The organism is Actinoallomurus sp. NPDC050550 (assembly GCF_040655075.1).
Classification (GTDB): domain Bacteria; phylum Actinomycetota; class Actinomycetes; order Streptosporangiales; family Streptosporangiaceae; genus Actinoallomurus.
Genome location: NZ_JBFAJC010000011.1, coordinates 145,221 through 162,025, shown reverse-complemented (window position 1 = coordinate 162,025; position 16,805 = coordinate 145,221). Strand labels below are relative to the sequence as shown.

6 protein-coding genes are annotated in these 16,805 nt (G+C 65.2%); 5 read left to right on the top strand and 1 reads right to left on the bottom strand.

Going from position 1 to position 16,805, the window contains the following annotated elements; all coding sequences use genetic code 11:
* The first annotated feature begins 400 nt into the window (after nucleotides 1-400).
* From AB0I04_RS17905 to AB0I04_RS17885, 5 genes are all read left to right on the top strand, one after another.
* The gene (locus tag AB0I04_RS17905; protein ID WP_360885630.1) at nucleotides 401-5,095 is read left to right on the top strand and encodes a DEAD/DEAH box helicase; all 4,695 of its coding nucleotides are present in this window, start codon (nucleotides 401-403) and stop codon (nucleotides 5,093-5,095) included.
* Nucleotides 5,092-7,032 (top strand): ATP-dependent helicase, encoded by a 1,941-nt coding sequence (locus tag AB0I04_RS17900; protein WP_360885628.1) that lies wholly within the window; start codon nucleotides 5,092-5,094, stop codon nucleotides 7,030-7,032. The genes AB0I04_RS17905 and AB0I04_RS17900 overlap by 4 nt, the downstream gene beginning before the upstream one ends.
* Nucleotides 7,019-10,231 (top strand): helicase-related protein, encoded by a 3,213-nt coding sequence (locus AB0I04_RS17895; RefSeq protein WP_360885626.1) that lies wholly within the window; start codon nucleotides 7,019-7,021, stop codon nucleotides 10,229-10,231. The genes AB0I04_RS17900 and AB0I04_RS17895 overlap by 14 nt, the downstream gene beginning before the upstream one ends.
* Before the next feature lie 3 nt (nucleotides 10,232-10,234).
* A complete protein-coding gene (locus tag AB0I04_RS17890) occupies nucleotides 10,235-12,106 on the top strand; it encodes a DUF1998 domain-containing protein (RefSeq protein WP_360885624.1) in 1,872 nt (623 codons plus the stop codon).
* Between the two features lie 129 nt (nucleotides 12,107-12,235).
* On the top strand, nucleotides 12,236-14,314 hold the full coding sequence (locus tag AB0I04_RS17885; RefSeq protein ID WP_360885623.1) for a UvrD-helicase domain-containing protein: 2,079 nt from the start codon (nucleotides 12,236-12,238) through the stop codon (nucleotides 14,312-14,314).
* A 6-nt stretch (nucleotides 14,315-14,320) separates the two neighbouring features.
* Here AB0I04_RS17885 and AB0I04_RS17880 read toward each other — a convergent pair whose 3' ends face one another.
* Nucleotides 14,321-16,468 carry a DNA translocase FtsK gene (locus tag AB0I04_RS17880; protein ID WP_360885621.1) on the bottom strand — a complete coding sequence of 716 codons (2,148 nt, stop codon included), beginning with the start codon at nucleotides 16,466-16,468 and terminating at the stop codon, nucleotides 14,321-14,323.
* Nucleotides 16,469-16,805 lie beyond the last annotated feature (337 nt).

Here is a 16,805-nt window from a genome sequence, read left to right as displayed (position 1 = left end):
CTTTTGCGTCTTACTTGTCCCGGTATGACACCGAGCGTCCGATTAGGCCAAGAAAAGTCTCGCGACCCCCTTGCGGAGTTCAGTGGGATCTGTGTAAATTCTCCCCACACCTCCAACCGAGGCGAAAGGGTTAAATCCCCTGAAACCGAGGGGAGAAGTGTATCCTTTCGCGCCTAGATGCCAGAAAGGGCGACAGCTCTCGACGTTTGCACTTGTTGTCTAATCCGCTCACAGGTGAAGTCCCTTACTGAGCCGTCAGGCTTTCTTTGCGCTTCTCACCGTGAACGACCTAGACGGTTTTATTCGTCATACCCATCGACACCCCGTGGCCACGTTCAGATCTGCGCCCGCTCAGGAGCTGGACGGACCCTTGATCCCCGACTAAGGAGTTGAGGAGTACGTGACCATCACCGGCGATGATCCACTCCCCAAGGAAGATCAGCCGTCCGTCCTCGATCTCGTCCTCGAACAATCCCGCCGTGTTCTGGACACCTACCGCATCGATCCGGGCCTCATCCAGGAGCACGCCAACGGCGAACGCCGCATCCACCAAGGCGGCTACGGAGATCGTCAGATCTACGAGCTCGTACAGAACGGCGCGGACGAACTGCGCGACGACCCCGGTGGCGAGATCGCCGTCATCCTTACCGACGCATACCTGTACTGCGCCAATCAGGGCATGGCGATCACACCGCAGGGCGTCGACACCATCCTCCGCATGGGCGTCTCTCGCAAGCGCGGTGGCCAGATCGGACGCTTCGGGGTGGGCGTTAAGTCCGTTCTCAGCGTCACGGACTCGCCACAGTTCTTCAGCAGAGAGGACGGCAAGAGCTTCGGGTTCGACCGGGAGTGGTCGGAGCAGCAGATCCGAGCGGCCCATCCCGGCTCCGAGGAGGTACCGGTTCTGCGGATGGCTCAGCCGATCGATCGCGACAAGACGATGGTGGCGGATCCGATACTCGCCGAACTCCTGAAGTGGGCGACCACCGTCGTCCGACTCCCTCTCAAACCCACCCACGTCGATCGACTCGGCCGGGATCTGCGGAACTTCCCCGCCCAGTTCTCCCTCTTCTCTCCCCACGTCGGAACGGTGACCCTCGAGGACCGCAGAAGTGGGCAGATCCTCAAGCGGCAGGTCTTCCAGAATCCGAACGGAGACCGGCGCAGCCTTCAGGTCGACACGGCTCCGGGCGCGACCAACACGGAGCACTGGCGGGTCTTCACGAGGACCTTCAGTCCCTCTCCGAAGGCCCTTCTCGAGGCCGGCGAACTGCACGACAGGCCGAAGATCGACGTCTCGTGGGCGGTGCCTGACAGATCCGGAAGGGACAACAGGCGCCTCGGCGAGTTCTGGGCGTACTTCCCGACCAAGTACAAGACCACTCTCCGCGGCATCATCAATGCTCCGTGGAAGACCAGCGAAGACAGGCAGAATCTCTACGACGCGAACACCTTCAACGAAGAGTTGATCCAGGTGGCCGCCGGGTTGGTGGTCGACTCGTTCGAGGAGCTCTCTCGTCCCGACGATCGCTGTGCCCACCTGGACGCGGCACCAGCCCGTGGGCGGGAAGAACCGCAATGGGCCGCGGCTGATCTCGTCCAGTCGATTTGGAAGATCGCAGCGACGAAGCCCACCCTTCCGGACCAGGACGGCCGGTTCGGCACTGCGGCACAGGTCCGCCTCCACCCTGCCGGTCTAGAGGAGGCATGGCGGGAGTTGTGGGCTGGATACGAGAACAGGCCGAAGAGCTGGTGCCACCACTCGGTCGAGCGAGAGGCGCCCCACCGGCGGCAGAGTGCCGAACGAATCCTCCGCGAGGCGGGTGTTCCGGTCGCCACCGTCCGCGAGTGGCTGGAGGCTCTGGTCGCGGATGAATCCCCGGAGGCCTCGGCTCGGGCGATCCTGATCCTCGCCGACATGAAGCGGAAGGATCCCAAGCTCGCCGAGGAGGCGCTGAAGTCCAAGATCGTGCTCACCGAGTCGACCGGACTCGTCGCGCCCTCGCCCAACGTCTTCCGTCGGAGCTCGAACGATCGTCTGGCCGACAGGATGATCTACGTGGACGAACGCGTCTTCGTCGAGGACGCTGTCCGGCGTGCGCTCGACGAGCTCGGGGTTCACGAGGCCGACGCGGCCGGCCGTTTCACGTCCATCGTGGAACAAGGATTCCACGGATACTCGGACGGTGACTGGGATGCGTTCTGGGAGCTCTCACGGCAGGCCGGTCCGGCCGATACTCTCAAGGCGCTGCGCGACGGCGTGACCAACACGGCCAAGCAACTCAAGGTGCGCACGGTGTCCGCGGAATTCCGTCGAATCACGGACTGCCTGCTCCCCGGCCGGATCGTGCCGGCGGACGGCTCCCGCGACGCACGGATCGCCGTCGACATGGGTTTCCACGATCCGGACCGGCCCATCCTGCGCGACCTCGGGCTCCGTGACGGGCCGGGTATCAACGTCGACCCGCGCGACGAGCCATGGTTCAAGGACTACACAGAGTACCTCTGGAAGGCGTACTGCAAAAAGCTTCCCGCATCCGAGTCCCGGCCGCAGTTGACGACGATGCAGTTCGATGGCGCGAGTCCCGCCGGACCACTGCACTTCCTCACTGAGCTGTCGCCCGAGGGCATCGCGGCCTTCGTCCGCGAACTCCCGAGCCTCGGGCTGGTCACGTCATGGACCATGCAGGTCGGCCGCCTGGCGAAGACCCGCCAGCCGGTGATGTCCCCACTCCTGTGGATGGCTCGTAAGTACGGCCGGTTGGCCACCTCTCGCGGCATCAAGCCCGTCGCTCGTTGCGTCGGCCCCATGCTCCGGCAGTACGCCGACGTGCTTCCCGTCGCCTCGGTTCCGACCGGTGTGGCGGAGGCTCTCAAGCTGCCCGGAACGCTGAGCGCCATCGGCAGCCGTACGTGGACGGCACTCGTCCAGGAGGCGTCGGCCAGCGAGGAGGACGCCTTCCCGGGCAAGGTCTACGCGCTCTTCTTCGAGGCCGGCGCGGAATGGCCGGGGGATGCCGCTACCCGCTGCCGTGTCGGAGACGGGTGGACCTGCGACCGTCCCGACGGCGAGATCGCGGTGACCGCGAATCGCGCGGAGTACGACGAGCTCATCCGCGAGCGCGTGCCGGCGCTGCTCGCGCCCACCGATGAGGCCGCAGAGCAGATGCGGGAGACCTGGGGAATGCTCTCGCCCGAAGCAGTGATCGAAAAGGACGTCCGCGCTGTCCCCCAGGCCGAGCCGGTGTCCCTCACGGACGAATTCCCCTACCTGAAGCTCGTCCGTCGCCAGCAGGTCGAAGGCTGGTCCCTCGTACGATGCAGTGAACTCCAGAGAATCACTCGTACTCCGAGCGGCGAGCGGGCGACTTCGATCGACGCGGTGGCACAGCCGAAGGATCACGTGGTCTACGTCCTCGACCCCGAGGATGACGTGGCCGCTCTGACCGCCGTCGACAAGGTGCTCAAGCTCGGCTTGGGGCCCAACGGCTGCCGTGGTGTCGTCGAGAAGCGCGAGGAACAGCGGAAGAACCAGCAGCTCCAACGTGCCCGCCAGGCAACCGATACGGCCGACAAGATGCTGCATATCGTCAAGGCCGAAGAACTGAAGAAACGGCTGCCGCCGGGACTCCTCGAAAGTGATGAGGAGGAGACGGGGAAGAAGGCCGATGACCGCCGGGTTGCGGAGCTGGCGGTCGACGCGTACGGAACGGGCATCCTGCGCACCTACAGGAAGGAGATCGAAGCGGCCCTACCCGAGGCGGCGGCGAGCTTCCGTGGCGATAGCAAATCCCTCCGGCTGGTCAATGACCTCGGCCTCTCCGAGGCGTACGCCGGGACGAGAGAGCAGACGTTGCCTCCCACCGAGATCGTGTCCGGGCCAACCGCGTTCCCCCGACTGCACGACTACCAAGAGAAGCTGGCGAGCAACATGTTCGACCTGCTCACCCGGTACAGGACCCCGAGGGCGATGCTGTCTCTGCCTACCGGTGCCGGCAAGACGCGCGTGGCGGCGGAGGCCGTGATCAGGGTGATCAAGGAGCGTGGTCTCGGCGGGCGCCCCGTGCTCTGGATCGCGCAGTCCGAAGAACTGTGCGAGCAGGCCGTGCAGAGCTGGGCCTTCGTGTGGTCCAAGGTCGGGCCGGAGGAGCGACTCACGATCAACCGGTTGTGGAGTAACCGGGAGGCGGCACCTGCCAAGGACACGGCGCACCTCATCGTCGCGACAGACGCGAAGCTCGAGAATTGCCTGGAGAAAGACGAGTACGTCTGGCTCCGAGACGCCGCTCTCGTCATCGTGGACGAGGCTCACACTTCGATCACGCCCCGATACACCCGGCTGTTGTCCTTGCTCGGGATAACGCATCGTGCGGCTGCACGTCCGCTCATCGGCCTTACGGCGACCCCGTACCGCGGCTTCAACGAGGAGGAGACCCGCCGGTTGGTCGAACGTTACGGCAGGCAGCGTCTGGACGAGGGGATCTTCGAGTCCGATCCCTACACCGAGCTGCAGGAACTCGGAGTTCTGGCCAAGGTCGAGCATCGACAGCTCGTGGGCGCGACCATTCAGCTGACACCGAGCGAGTTGGCGAACATCGACTTCCAGGGACGCCTGCCGGCAGCGGCGGAAGAGCGGCTGGGCATGGATTCCCAGCGGAATCGGATGCTCGTCGAGGAGATCGAGAAGCTGCCCGACAACAACAAGATCCTCTTGTTCGCCACCTCCGTGGGTCACGCCAAGTTGATGGCCGCCAAGCTCAACGGCCGGCGGATCAAGGCCGCGTCCATCGACGGCACCACCCCGGACACGGAGCGGCGAACGCTGATCGAGAACTTCCGGACCGGCAGGATCCGCGTCCTTACCAACTACGGCGTCCTCGTCCAGGGCTTCGACGCTCCCGCGACCCAGACCGTGATCGTGGCACGGCCGACCTACAGCCCGAACGTCTACCAACAGATGATCGGACGCGGTCTGCGCGGCCCCAAGAACGGCGGAAAGGAGACCTGCCTAATCCTCGACGTCGCCGACAACATCACCAACTACGACAAGAAACTCGCGTTCACCCAGTTCGAGCACCTCTGGAGCCGCAAGTGACCGATGTGTACGCCGACACCCCTCCGCTGACCCCCGCGCAGCGGGCCGTCGTGGAGCTTCCCGCGGACGCGTACACCCTGGTCACGGCGGGTGCCGGCGCCGGCAAGACTCACACATTGGTCCGCCGCCTAGACTTCCTGGTCGCGGAGGAGGAGTTGAGCGCCGGCGAGATCCTGGTGCTCACCTTCTCTCGCGCCGCTGTTCGCGAACTGCGGTCCCGCCTGGCCCGGCACGGAGATGCGGCCCGGCACGTACGGACGCAGACGTTCGACTCCTGGGCGCTCGACCTGGTGATGCAGGTGGACGCCGAGGGTGACTGGCAGCACAGGTCGTTCGACGCGCGCATCGACGGAGCCCGTCAGGCGATCGATGACGGGCTCGCCGAAGAGCTGTACGGCGAGGACCTCCGTCACGTCATCATCGACGAGGTCCAGGATCTCGTCGGAAAGCGCCGCGAACTGGTGGAGGCGCTCCTCGACGAGTTCGGCTGCGGCTTCACGGTCGTCGGCGATCCCGCCCAGTCCATCTACGGCTTCACCGTCAAGGACCCGGAGCAGCGGCCGAAGGAGACGAATTACTTCTTCGACTGGCTGCGTACGTACTTCGCGGATGACCTGGTCGAGCTCACGCTCGACGAGAATTTCCGCGCCCGTACCGACGATGCCAGGACCGCCTTGCCCTTCGGACCGCGGCTGAGGCGCGTCGCCGAAGGATCGCGCCGGAGCAGCGAAGAACTGCACGACGAACTCCGGTCCGCGCTGATGCATCCCGAAAGGGGATTGGGAGACCTCGACGCGCTGGCATGCACTGCCCTCGCCGACTACGAGGGTACGACCGCCGTACTCTGTCGAAATAACGGCGAGGCACTCGTGGTGTCCGAGATCCTGCACGGCGCCGGGGTCCCGCACCGGCTTCAACGGTCGGCGCGTGACCGCGTCGCACCGGCCTGGCTCGAAGCACTGTTCCGGGCGGTGGACGGATCGGTCATAACCCGGGTGCGTTTCGACGAACTGGTGCCAACGCTTTCGATTCCAGCGGGCCTCTCCCCCGAGGAGACCTGGAGACTGCTACGACGCACCGGGCGCGGCCAAGGGAACGACCGCAGCCTGGATCTCGGCAGGCTGCGAACGGCGCTGGCGGCGGGACGCCTGCCGGACGAACTCACCGGGCAGCCGCCCGCCCGACTGGTCATCTCCTCTTTCCACCGGGCGAAGGGATTGGAGTTCGACCGCGTCGTGGTGGTCGATCCGGGACCGCTGCGAAACGCCGTCCCACAGAGACCGAAGAACGACAAGGGACGGTCCAAGAAACCGAGGGAGATCGACGTCGCGGAAGAGGCTCGGCTCCTGTACGTGGCCATGACCAGGCCGCGAGAGGAACTGCTCTGGCTCAACACGCTGGACATGCAATCCATCCGCGTCGACCGGGAACTCGACCGATTGGCCCGCTATTCCTTCCAGTACTGGGCGCGGCGGGGCTTCGAACTGATCGGCGGGGACGTCTTCACCGACCAGCCGGCCGGAATGCGTGACTTCGAGGGCGACGTCGTCGAACTACAGGAATACCTGGCGACGAAGGTGTCACCGGGAGACGAGGTCGTGGTGGAACGGCTGTCCCCGGATGCGATCGCGTCGGGCCAGAGTCCGCCGTATCTCATCACTCACGGAGGGCGCCCGATCGGTGCCGTCTCCGATCAGTTCCGCGAGCACCTGTACCGACATCTAAAGGTCAATAGCGGATTCGAACCGTGGAACTGGCCGCTCCGATTGACCGGAGTCCGAGTCGACGCGATCGAGACGGTCGCCGGGAGCGAGGCGGCCGGAGCCCGATCTGGTCTCGGGCCGTACGGGGTCTGGCTCGCGCCCCGGCTCATGGGACTCAGCACTTTCGACTGGGACAAGAACACCAAGGAGGCGGACTCCGATGTCACGGTATGAGGAGCACTACCGGTTCAGAGACGAACTGGTGAAACGCCTGCAGCGCGACCTGCTCGGCCCGACCGGCGGCGACGCGGAGATCCTCTCCACCGACGCGCCCGTCACGACGTACGTCAGCGGGATCCTCTTCCCTCGGCGCATGGATGATGAGAGGGCCTCCGAGGCGGCGGCCGAGCGGGATGACGAACCCGGCGACGCGAGGCCGGATCCCGACGAGACGACGTCCGACACCGGTGTCTCGCTGGCCAACGTGCAGATGCCGTCGTCCATGGGCATCACCTTCGCCGTCGCGCCCGACGTGGCCCCGGCCGTGACCGTGACGGTGGCAGCCGCCATGTACGACCCGATCGACCTGGCCGGCAACCCGGTCAAGGCCCAGCGGGCAGAGCGGCGGACGACCCACGAACAGGAACTTCGGTGGCAGCGCCGGGCGTTGCAGATCGCGCCTGAGGTCGTCGACGTGACGACTCCCGGCCAGTTCCGTCGTGAGCTTGCACCCGGTCTGGAGCTCCGCCTGCGGATCCGGCCCGCCGACCGGGGAGCGGTCGCCGTGACGGCGACGCTGGTCAACGTCTATGAGATCGGTGCGTACGACTTCCAGGACGCGCACTGCTTCTTCCAGCCGTCCATCATGGTGGCCGACCCCGAGGGCAGCGCCGCACTGGTCGAGCGACGGGTGCCGGTCGGTGCCGACGAAGACGAGATCGCCATCAACCGACTGCTGTACCGCCATGCACCGACATTCGCTGTCGGCCACGGCTGCGCCGCAGATTGGCACTGGCAGCCGCCGCTCCCCAGAGACGAACGGTTGTTGAAGAGCCGACCGGCCGCTGTGTCGGCGGTGTGGACCGCCTTCGTCCCGACGTCGGAGGTGCTGCTCACCGACTCGAACCCGGACATCGACAGCAGCGATCTGGGGATGCTGCACCTCGCCGAGGCCTCAGACTCGGACGTCGTAGCGGCGCTCCGCCGTCTGGTGAAGGGTTACCGAGAGTGGATCGCCGAGCGCGCCGAGGAGGCCCGACTGCTCCAGGCCACGGAGTACGGCAAGGCCGCCGAGGACCAGATCGACCAGTGCACGGTCGCGTGCGATCGGATGGCGTCCGGGATCGAACTGCTGAAGAAGCGGCCCGAGGTGATGACGGCGTTCCGGCGCGCCAACCGGGCCATGGCGCTCCAGCGCGGACACACCGCCTGGATCAAGTCGGGGCGTGAGGGCGACGTGCGGCTGGACGGCAGATGGCGACCGTTCCAGATCGCGTTCATGCTGCTCTGCCTGGACGGCATCGTCGATCCCGATCACCCTGACCGTCGAGACGCGGACCTGCTCTGGTTCCCGACCGGTGGCGGCAAGACCGAGGCATATCTCGGTCTCATCGCCTTCACCGTCTTCCTGCGCCGGAAGCGCAAAGGCGCCGACGGCGGCGGCGTCACCGCTCTCATGCGGTACACACTTCGACTGCTCACCCTGCAGCAGTTCGAACGCGCGGCCACCCTCATCTGCGCAATGGAGATGATGCGCCAGGAGGATCCCGCGGAATTGGGCGACGAACCGATCTCGCTCGGCATGTGGGTCGGTAGGGCCGCCACACCGAACTGGCTGAAGGACGCCGCGGCGAGCCTGAAGCGACTACGGAACGGTGAGGAACTCCAGGAGGAGAACCCGGTCCAACTGCGGGCCTGTCCCTGGTGCGGCACCGCCATGGACGTCCATAACTATGAGGTCGACGCCACGATCTCGCACATGCGGATCTTCTGTCCGTCGGAGTCCTGCGACTTCCACCACGCGCTGCCGGTCCAGGTCGTGGATGAGATGATCTATCGGACCCGCCCCACACTGATCATCGCGACGGTCGACAAGTTCGCGCAGATCGCGTGGAAGGCCGAGGTCGCCTCGCTCTTCAACAGGAACGAGGGAAGCACGACCCCACCGCCCGAGCTGATCATCCAGGATGAGCTGCACCTGATCTCCGGACCGCTCGGCAGCCTCACCGGTCTGTACGAGACCGCGATCGACATCGCCGCCGAGCAACCGAAGATCATCGCTTCTACAGCAACGATCCGGCGGGCCAGGAATCAGGTTCGCGCACTGTTCGACCGAGAGGTACGGCAGTTCCCGCCGGCAGGCCTGGACGCACGCGACTCCTGGTTCGCCGTCGAGACCCCTGCAGAGGACAAGGCCTCGCGGCGGTACGTCGGTCTACTCACCCCCAACACCAGTCAGGCGAGCCTGTTGGTCCGCGCCTATGCGGCGCTCCTCCATCACGCAAATGACATCGAGGCAGAGATCTCCGTCCAAGACGCCTACTGGACCCTCGTCGGATACTTCAACAGCCTCCGGCTGCTCGCGGCCGCCGAGCTCCAGGTCCACGACGACGTCCAGGATCGGCTCGAGCATCTGGCGGAACGGCAGGGCGTCGATCCACGACCCGCCGAACTCCTCGCCGAGCTCACCAGCCGGGTGAAGTCCAGCGACATCCCGCAGAGACTCAAGGATCTGGAACGCGCGCTGCCGGACGAAGGCACGTTCGACACCGTGCTGGCGACCAACATGATCTCCGTCGGCGTCGACGTGGACCGCCTGGGCCTGATGGCGATCATGGGTCAGCCACAGACGACGGCCGAGTACATCCAGTCCAGCAGCAGGGTCGGCCGACAGCATCCCGGCCTGGTCGTCATCATGTACAACGCCGCCCGGTCCCGTGACCGTTCGCACTACGAAAATTTCACGTCGTACCACTCGGCTCTGTATCGGCAGGTCGAGTCGACGAGCGTCACGCCCTTCTCCTCTCGCGCCCGCGACCGCGGTCTCCATGCGGTGCTCATCGGGATGGCTCGCCTGCTTTATCCGGAGGCGCGGCCGAACACCGCCGCGAGTCAGGTCAAGTCCTTCAAGCATCGCCTCGAAGAGCTGACGGACCTGACCCTCACACGGGTCAAGGCCATTACCAATGACGAGCGCGAGCGGCGGTCCACCGCCGAGGACCTCGACTACATCGTCGAGAAGTGGCTGAGCCTCGCCGATCAGAACCCCAATCTGGTGTATCAGGCGAAGCCCGTGTTCAAACGCGGTGAATCCCGGACGGCCGACGAGGCCTTGCTGCGACATCACTCCGACGAGGACCTCGATGACGCCTTTCCCACCCTGACGAGCCTGCGGGACGTCGACGTCGAATCCGACCTCTACCTGGAGCGATGACTCATGGTGATGCGTAACGGAAGAAGCCGCCGCACCGGGCGGCGCGGCAACGCGAGCCGTGAGGTGTCGCGTACGCCGTTGGGCGCCGTTCGACGCGCTCAGATGGTCAGCACGTATGGAGTCGGAGCGATGGTGGCGATCGGCGACCAGTCGTACATCGTCAGCGGGCTGGACACCTGGAAGGTCCAGGACGACACCGCTATCTACGAGCCCCGGCTCGAGCGCTGGCTCGGTGTGGACCGTTTTCACCTGCCGCCGGCGTACTCGCCACCGGCTGGCGACGGAGTCAAGGTACGGCGATTCCCCGAGATCTACTCCTGCCCCGAGTGCAAGGAGCTCAAGGAGTTCCGGAAGTTCGGCTCGCCACGCGGCAAGAGCCAGTGCGGGGTGTGCGAGAAGCCGTTGACGCCCTCCCGATTCGTCGTCGCGTGCGAGAACGGGCACATCGACGACTTCCCCTACTTCGACTGGGTGCACAAGAAGACCTCGCCGACCGATGCCTCATCGGGAAGACCGCACGCGCTGAGCCTGCACTCCACCGGCCGTACGGCATCCCTGCGCTCGGTCGTCGTGAAGTGCTCATGCGGCAAAGACGCGTCGCTCGAAGGCGCTTTCGGGCGGATGGCCATGAAGTCCCTCGGGATCTCCTGCAGCGGTCGACGACCGTGGCTCGGCTCAGGCACCGAGCAGTCCGGCTGCACTGCCGTCCCTCGAACCCTGCAACGAGGCTCCTCAGCGGCGTGGTTCTCCGTCACCCGTTCGGCACTGTCCATTCCGCCGTGGTCGGAGACCTTGCAGAAGCAGATCAACAAGCATTACGGAATGCTCAGTCCATTGATCAGGGACGGTGTGAGTGGAAGCACCTTGGCCAAGGTCATCGAGGGCAGCGGCATCCTGAACGACACTCGCTTCACGATCGACGACGTCATCGACGCGGTGAAGCGCCGGATGGAGTTGGCGGACAGTGAAGCCCCCGACTCCGATGAGCATTCCGGGTTCGAGCCAGCCGGTGAGTTGCGTCGCCAAGAGCACGAAAAGATGCTCTTCGGAACGGCGAAGGTGGACCGCGACGAGGACTTCGAATGCACGGCGCCGCATGCCGACCCGGCGAATCCTCTTCCCTTCGGGGTGAACCAGGTCATGCTGGTCAAGCGTCTCCGCGAGGTACGCGCTCTGCAGTCCTTCACCCGAGTGCAGACACCGGACGCTCTGAACGATCCCGGCCGGTTCGCCGCCATGACGAAGGAGGACATCGACTGGCTACCAGCCATCGAGGTCAGCGGTGAGGGGGTCTTCATGACCCTCGACCAGGACCTTCTACAGGAGTGGGAGGCCAGGAGCGGTCCGCTATCCCGGGCCAGCCGGATCCGGGACAACCACACCGTCCTCCTGCGCAACCGCGCGAAGCTGGCCCAGAGCACCAGACCGATCGAGGACATCCGTTCGCCGATCACTCCCCGGTACGTCCTGCTGCACACGCTGGCGCACGCGTTGATCAACGGGTGGAGTCTGGAAGCCGGCTATCCGGCCGCGGCGCTTCGGGAACGCCTGTACGTGGCCGACGACATGGCGGGCGTACTCATCTATACGGCCACCAGCGACTCCGCCGGAAGCCTCGGAGGAGTCGTGGCCCAGGGCGAGTACGCGCGTATCCGGACCACCTTGGAATCGGCGCTCAGCCGTGTGTCGTGGTGCTCCCAGGACCCGCCCTGCATGGAGACCGAGGCCGGCGGTACCGACAGCTTGAACCTGGCCGCCTGCTACGCGTGCGTCCTGCTCCCGGAGACCAGCTGCGAGACCAACAACACCTTCCTCGACCGGGCCATGCTCATCGGCTCCCCGGACGACCCGTCGATCGGATTCTTCACTCCCTGAGAGTGACTTCGCTACCGGCGAGGTCCGGCACGGCCCGGACCTCGCCGGTAGCGAGATGCCGGTGATTCGCGATCCCCCGTCAGAGGACGGACGGGGACACATTCCGAGAAGGGTAGGGAGTGAGCGACGGTGGCAAAGCTGGGGATTCACCAGAACTTCCTTCAGGACCTGGTCCGACTCGATCGCCCGGTCCAGGAGAAGGTCGCCCATGCCATCGCCAAATTCGGGCAGGCGACTCATGCGGGCATCCATCTGGAAAAGATCGCGAACGCCCGTGACGATCGGCTCAAGAGCATTCGGATCGACAGGTTCTGGCGTGGCGTCGTCCTGGTGCCCGAAGCCGGTGACCAGTTCACCCTGCTCAAGGTGCTTCCGCACGACGATGCCTACGATTGGGCCGGTCGCCACCAGGCATCGGTGAACACGGCCACGGGGCAGATCGAGATCCGTGACGTGGTGGCCATCGAGACGACCACCGACGAACTCGTCCGAACAGCCGACCATGGAGCCGAGCCGCTCTTTGCCCATGTCTCGGATGCGGATTTCATCCGATTGGGCCTCGACGAACAGATGCGGGCCTTCGCACGACTGCTCACTTCCCTGGAGCCCCTCGACGCGATCAGTAACTACGTCCCCCGCTCTCAGTACGACGTCCTGTACGGCCTCGCCGCGGGTTACTCCCCTGAACAGGTCTGGGACATGGTCAGTGCCGACGACCAACGTTCCTTCGACCCGGAGGACATCACCGGAGCCGTCGAACGGACGCCGTCAAAGGTCGTACTGGTCGATGGCCCCGAAGAACTCATGGCCCTCCTGCGGAAGCCTTTCGCTCACTGGCGGATCTATCTGCATCCGACCCAGCGAAAGGCCGCTTACGGCACCTACTCGGGGCCGGCTCAGGTCACGGGCGGCCCAGGAACGGGCAAGACGGTGGTGGCCCTGCATCGCGCCCGCCTTCTGGCCTCACGGGGAGGAAGAGTGCTCCTCACCACGTTCACCGGGACTCTCGCGGAATCCCTGCTCGACAACCTGAGGCTGCTGGAGAACGACGAGGAGATCCTCTCTCGCATCGACGTCCGCACGGTGGACCAGGTCGCGAGCAGGATCGTGCGGGAACATCACGGCCGGTACGCGATCGTCGACGATGCGGAAGAGCGTGATCTGTGGCGAAGGACAATCCGGCATCGCGCCGTCCCGTACAGCGAGACCTTCATCGCCGAGGAATGGCGACAGGTCGTCCTCGCCCAGAATCTGACGACCCTCGACGAGTATCTCGCCGCCCGCCGGACCGGCCGGGGTAGGCGACTCGGCTCACTGCAACGGACCCAGGTATGGCGCGTGATCTCCGAGTTCGAACAGGAACTGGCCGAGCACAAATGGCGGACGTACGAGACCGTCTGCGTCGAGGCGACCAGGATCCTCTCGGAGCAGAACGTCCAGCCGTACGATCACGTCGTCGTTGACGAGGCACAGGATCTGCATCCCGTCCGCTGGCGCCTTCTGCGCGCGGCGGTACCGTCCGGGCCCGACGACATCTTCGTCGCGGGAGACACCCATCAGAGGATCTACGACAACCGTGTGTCGCTCCGATCTGTCGGCGTTCCCGTGTCCGGACGATCGACCAACCTGACCATCAACTACCGGACCACGGCCGAGATCCTCTCGTGGAGTCACGGCGTCCTGACCGGTGAGCAGATGGACGACCTCGACGAGGGCACCATCTCCCTGACCGGTTTCCGCTCAGAGATGCACGGTGCGGAGCCCGGCCTCTCCGGAGCCACGGCGAAGAAGGAGGAACTCGACCGGCTCGCGGGGAAGGTGCGAGCGTGGCTCGCCGCCGGTGTGAAGCCCGAGGAGATCGGCGTCGCCGCCCGCTCGAGCACGCTGGCTCGAGAGGCGGCCGGCGCCTTGTCGAGGGACGGCGTAGCGGTCCGCTACCTCACACGAGATCACGGTGGCGTGGACGGCCAGGTCCATGTGATGACGATGCATCGGATGAAGGGTTTGGAATACCGCTGCGTCGCCGTCATCGGAGTGAGCGAACACCAGGTGCCCGCGCCCGGATCCGTGCGCAAGGTCGAGGACGACGAAGTCGCGCACCTCCACGATCTGCAACGTGAGCGGTGCCTGCTCTTCGTCGCGTGTACCCGGGCGCGTGAGGACCTCTACGTCTCCTGGCACGGCACGCCGAGCGGCTTCCTGCCTTGATCCTTTTCAGCGCTGCCGCATCCAATGGTCGACCACCGCCGCGGTCTCCTCGTCAGAGACCTGGGCGCACTGCACTCGGCGCGAACGGTGCTCGCCCTTCGCCAGGAAGAGTGCGTCGCCCTCGCCGAGCAGACACTCCGCGCCCGGTTCGTCCAACATCAGTTCGCTGCCCGCCGTGTCGGACATCCGGAGCGCCAGTCGCGAAGGGATGTCCGCTCTGATGCGGTCGGTCAACACACGATCGGTCGTCTGCCCCGTAGCCGCGATGAGGTGAATGTCGACCGCGCGGGCAAGCCGAGCCAAGCGTCCGAGATGTGCCTCCGTCTCCTTCCGAACTGCGGCTGTGAGGTCCGCCAGCTCGCCGATGACGACGACGAGACTTGGATGCGGAAGGCTGGGACCGCCCAACCTTTCGATGGGCACGGGCAGCCGCCCCTGACCAACGGCTTCGTTGTAGTCCCCGACGGTTCGGCAGTCCGACGCCTGCAGATCGTCGTACCGGCGGTCCATCTCTTTCTCTGCCCATTCCAACATCGCGACGCCCCGTATCGGATCGGTGATGACCGACGAGACCAGGTGTGGGAGCCCTTCATAGGCCGAAAGCTCGGCCTTCGCCGAATCGATCATCACCATTCGCAGGTGATCGGGAGTGGCCCGCATCAGCAGGGATGTCACGACCGTCCGAAGGACGGTCGATCTCTCCTCGTGGGTCCCTCCAGCGGACAGCAGGTGCGGCAGGCTCCCCAGGTCGATGAGGACCGGTCCCTCATAGCCGCGCCCCAGTCCGACCCTCGCGTGATTTCCACCGGATTCGTCGGCCTCGGAACGCAGCACATCACCGAGGCTGACCGTGTCGCGATAGGCATTGGGGATCTCGAAGGCGACGGCGGCAGTGCCGGGAAGCGGCGAACTCGACCGTACGGAAGGGATAGCCCGAACGTCGACACCGCCCAGAGCCTCGGAGATCGGCCCGGCGAGGCTCAACACCGAGCCGGGATCGGTCATGGGTTCGAGCCGCACCTCATAGAGACCGGCCACCGGCCCCCTTGTGACACCACCGACTCTTGCCGCCGTTCCAGACCGACCGAGCACTCCCCGAATTGCTTCCCGTACATTTTCATTGGCTCTCGTCCAGTTCCGTACCGGTGAGCCTGAACCGAGGACGGCCAGCGACGGTAGTTCATAGCGCTTCGCCGCCCTGTTCTCCTGATGCTCGACGTCAATGTCCGACCTGTGAGGCGGGGACACGGCGGCCACGATCACCTGTGCCGCCGGCTGTTCGAGTCTGCGCTGGAGTGTGCGCAGAAGCTCCGACACCTGACTCGCCGCCTGCGGACGGTCGTCCTTCCCCTTCTCGAGGAGATGCAGCACCAGATCGTTGAGCTCCGCCGGCAGGTCCGTTCTAATCGAGTCGGGCGCCACAGGTGTTTTTTCGCAATGCTTGAACATCAGTTCGACATTCGAACCGGTAAAGGGCCGCTCTCCCGTGCAGGTCTCGTAGAGGACACACCCGAGCGAGTAGAGATCCGACCGCTCGTCCACTCGGCCTTCGAACTGCTCTGGAGCCATATAGGCGGCCGTACCCACACCGGCCGTACCCGTCTCCGCACCACCTGGCTCGATCACTCGAGCGATACCGAAATCGCAGATCTTCGCGCGCCCACTCGGCAGCACCATGATGTTCTCCGGCTTGATATCCCGGTGAACGATCCCCTGTTCATGAGCGGCCGCCAAGGCGTCGGACAACTGGACACCAAGCGTCACCACGTCGTCGACGGGGAGCCCCGCACGCTTTCGTCGAAGGAGAGCGTTCAAGTCCTCCCCGGCGAGATACTCCATGATGAAGAACAGCAGGTCATCGTGCTCACCGGCGTCGTACACGGCCGCGATCCCCGGGTGTTGCAACGACGCCGATATTTTCATCTCGTGACGGAAACGCGCCTCGCGAGACGCGTCGGATCGGAACCCGACCGGCAGAAGCTTCACGGCGACCGAACGTGACAGGCTGAGATCCCGGGCACGCCAGACCTCTCCCATCCCTCCTCGGCCGATGAGCTCCTTGAGCTGGTACCGCCCCTGAAGCCGAGTCCCACTCTTCACCACGCTGCCCACCACCCGGCACCCACCGATCGCGCCTTCCTGAGCGGTCACCATCAGCGTCCGACCAACGCGCAACGCGGATGCCGGGGGTCCCAGTTGCATACCCACCGGCCACTGCGTCGGCAGCCACCCCGAATCGCTACAAAAATACCAATCGTAACCGCATAACCGTTCTGCGTCATGCTCAGGGATCGATCTATGGGGTGGGCGATCGGCTCACGCTGCCGCACTCTCTCTCGACATGCCCTTCGCCATCATTAGACGCCTTCAATGGCATCGTTCGGCCTCGCCAAGGTCCCGTGCACGCACCTAAGCGTCTTGGTCTACAGCCTGGCTTACACTGTGAGCCCTGCATCCAACGACTACATCGGATGAAGGAGTCCTCCATCGG